This is a genomic window from Pelorhabdus rhamnosifermentans (assembly GCF_018835585.1).
GTDB lineage: Bacteria > Bacillota > Negativicutes > UMGS1260 > UMGS1260 > Pelorhabdus > Pelorhabdus rhamnosifermentans.
Genome location: NZ_JAHGVE010000013.1, coordinates 128,664 through 136,407, shown reverse-complemented (window position 1 = coordinate 136,407; position 7,744 = coordinate 128,664). Strand labels below are relative to the sequence as shown.

Here is a 7,744-nt window from a genome sequence, read left to right as displayed (position 1 = left end):
ATGATAACACCGATACCGGAAATTTCATCTTCCATTTGAATAAATTTACCGCCTACCTGGGGGAGACGTTTAGCCATAAGCTCGGCGATTTCAGTTGAGGGCGTAATGGGATAGCCGCCAAAGAAACGGGCGCCGGCAGCAATGGCTCCTTCAGCACAGGCCTGATTGCCTTGCATGAGGACAGTTGCCATAACAAAATTCACTCCTTTTATTTTTCAACGAATATGGCGTAGTCTGGACAACGCAGTTCACACTGTTTGCAGCTAATACATTTGGATTCGTCAAGAATTTCTACTTTTTCAATTTCGTTTACTTTGAGTACTGCTTTGGGGCAAAAGGTTACGCAGATGCCGCAGCCTTTGCAGCGTTTTGTTTCGATTTTTAAGCTCATACTTTCACCTCTTTCAGCCTGTCTGTTCTCAAACCTGCGGGTTAGTCCACATCAAAAATCTTACCGGGATTTAAAATAAGATTGGGGTCAAGCGCTTTTTTTATGGCTTTCATTGCAGCAAGTTCTACAGGATCCGTAAACTCAGCCATCAGCTCTTTGCGTTTATAACCGATGCCATGTTCGCCAGATAATTTACCGCCCAGACGATACACGGTGGAATAAAGATCCTGTTGGAATTTTTGAATCTTTTCATCCCATTCAGCATCAGGCGTATCACATTTAAGAATGTTCAAATGAATATTGCCATCGCCAGCATGGCTGGCTGTGCGAGTAATGAGTCCATAAGTCTCGCGCATCCGGACAATTTCATGCATCATGCTGGCAATTTGGTCTACAGGTACGACGATGTCCTCTTTTGCGACAGTTAGGCTTTCAGCCCGCAACGCTTCAGCAAAGGATTTACGGGCCCGCCAGATTTTTTGCGAATCGGCTACAAGTACACTCAGTGCTCCATTTTCTGTACAAAGCTCATCTAATAAAATGCTTTTATCGTCTAACGCCTCTTCTGTATCGGCCTCTACTTGAATAATAATATAATTGCCAACATCACTATTGGGAAGTTTCTCATTTAAAAATTTCTCCACACTTTGGATGGTAATGGTATCCATAAACTCAACGCAAGTCGGTGTAATGCCTGCTTTAATTACCTTGGATACAATTGCAATGGCTGATTCTACATCAGGGAAGACAGCGAGCAAATCAATCATATTTTTTGGCAAGGGTTTTAATTTGAGCGTAATCTTGGTCACAATGCCCAGTGTACCTTCTGAACCAATGATCAGTTGTTCCAAATTATAGCCTGTCGTGTTTTTCTCCAGCCGCCCACCGAGCGTGGTAATGTCGCCACTTGGCATAACGACTTCTAATGAATAGACTTGATGACGTGTTGTACCGTACTTGACAGCCTTATTACCGCCGGCATTTGTGGCCACATTGCCGCCAATAAAACAGCTGTCACCGCTGCAGGGATCCCCTGCATAAAACAGGCCTTTGGCTTTAACGGCTTTTTGAACATCGTCGGTACGTACGCCAGGTTCTACAACAGCATATAAACTCTGGGAATTAATTTCGAGTATGCGGTTCATTCTTTCTAAACTTAGTACAATGCCCCCAAAACTGGGAACGGCCCCACAGGCAAGTCCCGTACCTGCGCCACGGGGTATAATGGGAATAAGATACTGATTGGCAAACTTTACGACAGCGGCTACTTGTTCGGTTGTTTCGGGAAATACGACTGCATCAGGCATATGAGCGTAGTGGCTATCAGGTACTTCATCGTGGCTATAGGGTTCGATGATGTCCGGATCTGTTACTACTTGTTTTACACTCAAGCTACTTTGCAGTTCATGGATCATATCTGTTGTTATTTGATTGTATTTTTGCATTTTCTTCTCTCCTCATTTGACAAGCTCGCACCCCAAAACTCATCTGACTTCACTATAGGCTCTATAGAAGACTTTTAGGAACAAGTTATAATCTAAAAAATGACGAATAACAAAAAAAAAGACAAACATACCAAATCTTCCAACAAAGAAATAAAGTTTTAGACAAGATGCTCTAAATAAACAAGCTCAATCCATGGAGCGAGTTTGAACCAATCCGTATGAGGGAGATAATCACGACCATAAACAACCCGGCTAATACCCGAGGTAATGATCAGCTTTTGACACTCTGGACAAGGCCGATCGGTACAATAAAGCGTTGCTTCCCGGCGTTCTTCCGGTCCACACTCAAGCAAAGCATTGGGTTCAGCATGAACACAGCGAATACAATGACCGTCAAGCATTTCACACCCTTCATCAATGCAATGAGGCAAACCAGCTGGACTGCCATTATACCCGGTCCCCTTGATTCGCTTATCTTTAACAACAAGCGCGCCTACATGTCGACGCAGACAGGTACTTCGTTCAGCGACTATAAAAGCAATATCCATAAAATACTGATCCCAGTCTTTCCGCATACGAACCTCCTTACAGCTCATGGAATAGCTAAAAAAGTAAACCAATCATCTCCAAGAAACAATGAAGCTGGGAACCTACCTGTCATAACGAAGAAGCAGATCCAACCTATGATCTGCTTCTTTCACCTGAATAGGCGCGTTAGACTTGTGTTTCAACTATTCATTTCGTTCCAAAAATACGATCCCCTGCATCACCGAGGCCAGGAATAATATAACCATGTTCATTTAATTTAAGATCTACAGCAGCTGTATAAATTCCCACATCAGGATGCTGTTCATTGACAAGGTTGATCCCTTCTGGCGCTGCAACAAGGCACATCAATTTGATATTTTTAGCGCCGTGACGCTTCAAAAGAGCAATGGCGGCTGCTGATGACCCGCCTGTCGCAAGCATGGGATCAATCACAATAAAATCTCTTTCTTCCACATCGGTAGGCAATTTACAGTAATATTCAACAGGCTGAAGGGACTCAGGGTCACGATAAAGTCCCACATGACCGACTTTCGCTGCGGGAATAAGTCTCAATACGCCATTTACCATCCCTAAACCGGCGCGCAAAATGGGCACAACACCCAGCTTTTTTCCCGCCAACATTTTACAATGACATTTGGACACGGGTGTCTCAATTTCCACATCTTCCAAAGGCAAATCGCGTGTGATTTCATAAGCCATGAGTGTGGCAATTTCTTCAAGGATTTCTCTGAATTCTTTCGTACCTGTTCGAATGTCTCGAATCAAGGACAGCTTATGCTGAATAAGCGGATGATTAATTAAATGAACTTGCATTCCGTCCACTCCTTTGTCTTCTTTATGAGCCCAATTAAGCATATAAGGGATATTTTTGGCACAGCTCCGCTACCTTAACCCTCGCAGCCTGTTTCACTGTAGCATCATGTGGTGCACTTAGTACCATAGCAATAATTTCGCCGATGACCGCCATGGCCGTTTCATCCATCCCCCGTGACGTAACAGCTGCCGCACCCAGACGAATTCCACTTGTTACAAAGGGACTGGCCGGATCAAAAGGAATGGTGTTTTTATTGACAGTCACGCCAACGTCATCAAGCAACTTCTCTGCTTCTTTGCCTGTAATCGTTTGGGGACGCACATCGACAAGCAGCAAGTGATTATCTGTGCCACCTGACACAAGGGTAAACCCACTGTTCACAAGTTTTTCTGCCAAAGCTGCTGCGTTGGCAACAATTTGCTGCTGATAACGGCAAAAATCCTGCGTACTTGCTTCTTGAAGAGCCACAGCTTTGGCTGCAATGACATGCATAAGCGGACCACCCTGGATACCCGGGAAAATAGCCTTGTCAATCGCTTTGGCATATTGTTCACGACAAAAAATCATTCCACCACGAGGGCCCCGTAATGTTTTATGAGTTGTTGTTGTAACAAAATCAGCATGAGGAATAGGACTGGGATGAAGCCCTGCTGCTACAAGCCCGGCAATATGAGCCATATCTACCATCAAAAGTGCTCCAGCCTCACGAGCAATTTCGCCAAGTTTAGCAAAATCAATGATCCGCGGATAGGCGCTGGCACCTGCTACAATCATTTTAGGATGACGAGTAAGAGCCAACTCTCGGAGCGCATCATAATCAATCTGCTGACTCTTGTCATCAACACCATAGGGAATCACAGAGAACCATTTGCCGGAAAAATTCACAGGACTGCCATGTGTAAGATGACCGCCATGAGACAAGTTCATGCCCATAATAGTATCACCTGGTTTTAACATAGCAAAATAAACAGCCATATTGGCCTGTGCACCAGAGTGCGGCTGAACATTGACATGATCGGCACCAAACAGTTTTTTAGCTCGATCGATTGCTAGTTGTTCCACAACATCAACATGTTCACATCCGCCATAATAGCGGTGACCGGGATAGCCTTCGGCATATTTGTTCGTCAATACCGATCCCTGTGCCTCCATGACTGCCTCGCTAACAAAATTTTCTGAAGCAATCAGTTCAAGTTTGTTCTGCTGACGCTTCTTCTCCAGCGCGATAGCCGCAAAAATTTGTGGATCTACTTGTTCTAACAGGGACATGCTATTCCTCCTCTTTCTTTGTACCTATATTATTGATAAACAGCCCGCGCCCCACCAATAAGCTTTGGACGCGTTTTTGCAGCAATAATCAGTGCCTGTCCTACCTGTTTTTGCACAAGTCTTACAGGCACAGCTACAGGCCGTAAATGCATACCAATTAACGTACAGCCAATATCAATGCCTGCATGGGCGGCAATCTCCTCTACAACAACAGGATCCGTAAAATCCTGCATGGCCTGCGCTGCCAGAGCTCCACCAGCATGACGCACAGGAATAACCGAAACCTCAGGCCAACCATATTTTTGTTGTGCTGAACGTTCCACAACAAGAGCCCGATTTAAATGCTCACAACATTGGATAGCCAAATAAACGAGCTTACGATCTGCCATATGCCTCAGTTCTGTTAACAGCACCTTGGCCACCTCATCAGAACCAGCTGAACCGATTTTTTCACCTTGCACTTCACTTGTACTACAACCAACAACAAAAACCTGACCTTGTTTCAGATCAGCCAGGCTAAACAGTTCCTCAGTTGCCTTACGAACGTCACAGCCAATTTGTTGCAATTCTTCCTTATATTCCACCTGAATTCACCTCAACGGTTTTGCTCAATCTCCATAATTTTATTTACCCGACGAGCATGACGCCCACCGGCAAAAGCTGTATTTAACCATGTCTCTACAATCATAAGCGCCAGTCCTGGGCCTGTCACTCTTTCACCAAGCGTTAAAATATTCGCATCATTATGTTCTCGTGCCATTTGTGCCGAATAAACATCTGTACAAAGAGCCGCCCGAATACCATGTACTTTGTTGGCTGAGATGGAAACACCAATGCCTGTCCCACAAATCAAAATACCCCGTTCATACGTGCCATCCGCAACAGCCACAGCCAGTTTCTTGGCAACATCGGGATAATCTACCGATTCGCCGACCTGCGCACCAAAATCGAAAAATTCAATGTCATTTTCTGTGAAATAATGTTTTATTTCGTCCTTTAAATGAACTCCGCCATGATCACTGCCAATAGCAAGCACCATCAAAGTATCCCTCCCACAATCATTCGTTGTCATTTTTCTGCAAAGTTCTCGTTTTTTCCTGCCTGTTTACAAATCTTTCTCCAGGCTTTATAAATCAGCTTGTCCAACATGACGGCGCAGCGCTCATATTCTGCTAGGCTACCGCCAAAAGGATCGACAACCTCCTGTTTTTCCTCGCTATATTCAGCTAAGGTACTCACCTTTCCGCTGGCCTCTGGAAATAACTGAAGCAGGTAAGTCTTGTGACTGACCGTCATTGTCAATATAAGATCAGCTGCTACTACATATTCTGCCGTGAGAAGATGGGATTCATGCGACATAAGATCAAGACCGCGCGCTTTCATGACCGCCTTGGCACCAGAAGAGGCTGGCTGCCTATCAACCGCTGCTAAACCTGCCGACTGAACGGTAATCTTTTTTTCCAAATGAGCTGATGCAATTTTTTGTTCCAATAAGGCTTCCGCCATGGGACTCCGGCAGGTATTGCCTGTACACACAACAAGGATATGCAATGAACTTCCTCCTGTTCCCTTAAAATAGGCCCTTCATAAATAGATGAAGGCCAAACAGCGTAAGTAGCGCTCCGCCACCTACTTCGGCATAAGCACCCACATAGCGCCCAAGCTGTCTCCCGACACTCAGTCCCGTACAACTGATAATAAAAATAACCCATCCAAGCAATATACTTAGACGAATAAGATCGACATCCATCATCCCCATGCTAATACCAGCTGCAAAAGCATCAATACTCACACTCGTGGCAAGCATCAACAGCGTCCAGCCCTGAAGGGGATGACTGTAAGAAGCAGCTTTGTGTTTGACAAAACTTTCGCGAATCATATTAACGCCAATGAGTACCAAAATGACGGCGCCAAGCAGATCGGCCCAATTTTGAATAACTGCCTGCGGCCCTAATACCTGCTGAGAACCCACTTCTTCCACAAAAGTGCCCAGCCCATGTCCTAAATGATAGCCCGTTAAGATCATGACAATATGGAATAGGGCAAAGACAAGAGAAGCGCGAAAAATTGTCCAGCGTGAAAGGTGCGTCATCCCAATGGGAATTGCAACGGAAAATAAGTCCGTCCCAAGAGCAAAACTCAGCAGTAGTAAATTAAGTACTGTCAATAGACTCACCTCTCCTTTTCTTTCAAAGTATATGATGGAAAAGGAGAGAAATGTCTAGACTTTTATGACTTGGTGCCCTGCCGCTTTGCGCAGCCGATTCATAACAGCACGGCCAATGCCTTGCTCGTCAATACCTTGAGCCAAAATTATATCCACTGTTTTATGGTCAAAAGACCGTAGCACCCTGAAAATCCGACTGGCAATATCTTGCGGCCGAGTGAGCGAGCCAAATGTCGCCAAAACTGCCACAGGCGGCAAAGAATATTGCCATTCATCACAAACAAGGAGGCCCACTTTTTTCCCTTGCCCTGAGTAAGCCATCGCTTGCTTCTCGATAGCCTGGCGCTGTTTATCCACTGCCCCTTCGAAAAGCAGCACAGGCGCAACAGGTGCATAATGCCGATACTTCATGCCAGGAGACTTGGGAATCGCAAGAGAATCGCCGTTCAGACCTGGATCGATATCAACGCGTTTCAAGACGGCTGTAAGCATTTCATAAGTAATACCACCTGGACGTAAAATCGTTGGCACAGTTGTAGTACAATCGACAACAGTTGATTCAACACCAATAGTACAATCGCCACCATCAAGTATCATGTCAATTTTACCGTCAAGATCTTCCTTCACCGCAGCGGCTGACGTCGGACTGGGACGTCCTGATCGATTAGCGCTTGGAGCAGCAATAGGCACCTGAGCTGCACGAATCACTTGTTGAGCAATCAGTGAGCTTGGAAAGCGTACAGCAACCGTGTCAAGACCGCCTGTCACCACATCAAGAACGCGCTCGCTGCGCGGTACGATTACCGTCAATGGTCCGGGCCAAAAGGCCGCTGTAATGATTTTAGCACTTTCAGGTAGGGTTTTCGCCAACTCATAAAACGTGTCTAATTCGGCAATATGCAAAATAAGCGGATTATCGGACGGACGCCCCTTGGCCTGATAGATATTACGCAATGCCTCTTCCTGATAAGCGCTGGCACCCAGACCATAAACGGTCTCTGTTGGGAAAGCCACCAACCCGCCCCGCTTTAAAATCGTTCCTGCCTCAGCAATCACAAGTGGATCAGGCGTCAGCGATGAAATTTTGTGAAAAACTGTATCCATAATAC

The 7,744-nt window shown here is 45.4% G+C and carries 10 protein-coding genes and 1 pseudogene; all 11 read right to left on the bottom strand.

What is annotated here, in order from left to right; genetic code table 11:
- Nucleotides 1-191 (bottom strand): annotated as a pseudogene (locus Ga0466249_RS15925) (2-oxoacid:acceptor oxidoreductase subunit alpha); the annotation flags it as partial.
- 17 nt (nt 192-208) lie between these two features.
- Nucleotides 209-391 carry a 4Fe-4S binding protein gene (locus tag Ga0466249_RS15920; protein ID WP_215830462.1) on the bottom strand — a complete coding sequence of 61 codons (183 nt, stop codon included), beginning with the start codon at nt 389-391 and terminating at the stop codon, nt 209-211.
- A 41-nt stretch (nt 392-432) separates the two neighbouring features.
- On the bottom strand, nt 433-1,836 hold the full coding sequence (locus tag Ga0466249_RS15915; protein ID WP_215830461.1) for an FAD-binding oxidoreductase: 1,404 nt from the start codon (nt 1,834-1,836) through the stop codon (nt 433-435).
- 158 nt (nt 1,837-1,994) lie between these two features.
- Nucleotides 1,995-2,411, bottom strand: coding sequence for a deoxycytidylate deaminase (locus Ga0466249_RS15910; protein ID WP_215830460.1), 417 nt, complete (start codon nt 2,409-2,411; stop codon nt 1,995-1,997).
- Nucleotides 2,412-2,571: 160 nt separating this feature from the next.
- Nucleotides 2,572-3,198 (bottom strand): uracil phosphoribosyltransferase, encoded by a 627-nt coding sequence (upp, locus tag Ga0466249_RS15905; protein ID WP_215830459.1) that lies wholly within the window; start codon nt 3,196-3,198, stop codon nt 2,572-2,574.
- A gap of 34 nt (nt 3,199-3,232) precedes the next feature.
- Nucleotides 3,233-4,468 (bottom strand): serine hydroxymethyltransferase, encoded by a 1,236-nt coding sequence (gene glyA, locus Ga0466249_RS15900; RefSeq protein WP_215830458.1) that lies wholly within the window; start codon nt 4,466-4,468, stop codon nt 3,233-3,235.
- A 29-nt stretch (nt 4,469-4,497) separates the two neighbouring features.
- On the bottom strand, nt 4,498-5,052 hold the full coding sequence (locus Ga0466249_RS15895; protein ID WP_215830457.1) for a TIGR01440 family protein: 555 nt from the start codon (nt 5,050-5,052) through the stop codon (nt 4,498-4,500).
- Nucleotides 5,053-5,063: 11 nt separating this feature from the next.
- Nucleotides 5,064-5,507, bottom strand: coding sequence for a ribose 5-phosphate isomerase B (gene rpiB, locus Ga0466249_RS15890; protein ID WP_246588786.1), 444 nt, complete (start codon nt 5,505-5,507; stop codon nt 5,064-5,066).
- Nucleotides 5,508-5,536: 29 nt separating this feature from the next.
- On the bottom strand, nt 5,537-6,019 hold the full coding sequence (locus Ga0466249_RS15885) for a low molecular weight protein arginine phosphatase (protein ID WP_246588785.1): 483 nt from the start codon (nt 6,017-6,019) through the stop codon (nt 5,537-5,539).
- 19 nt (nt 6,020-6,038) lie between these two features.
- Entirely contained in the window at nt 6,039-6,644 is a 606-nt protein-coding gene (locus Ga0466249_RS15880; protein WP_376769305.1) for a manganese efflux pump MntP, read from the bottom strand.
- Nucleotides 6,645-6,689: 45 nt separating this feature from the next.
- On the bottom strand, nt 6,690-7,739 hold the full coding sequence (locus tag Ga0466249_RS15875) for an L-threonylcarbamoyladenylate synthase (RefSeq protein WP_215830454.1): 1,050 nt from the start codon (nt 7,737-7,739) through the stop codon (nt 6,690-6,692).
- Nucleotides 7,740-7,744: the final 5 nt, after the last annotated feature.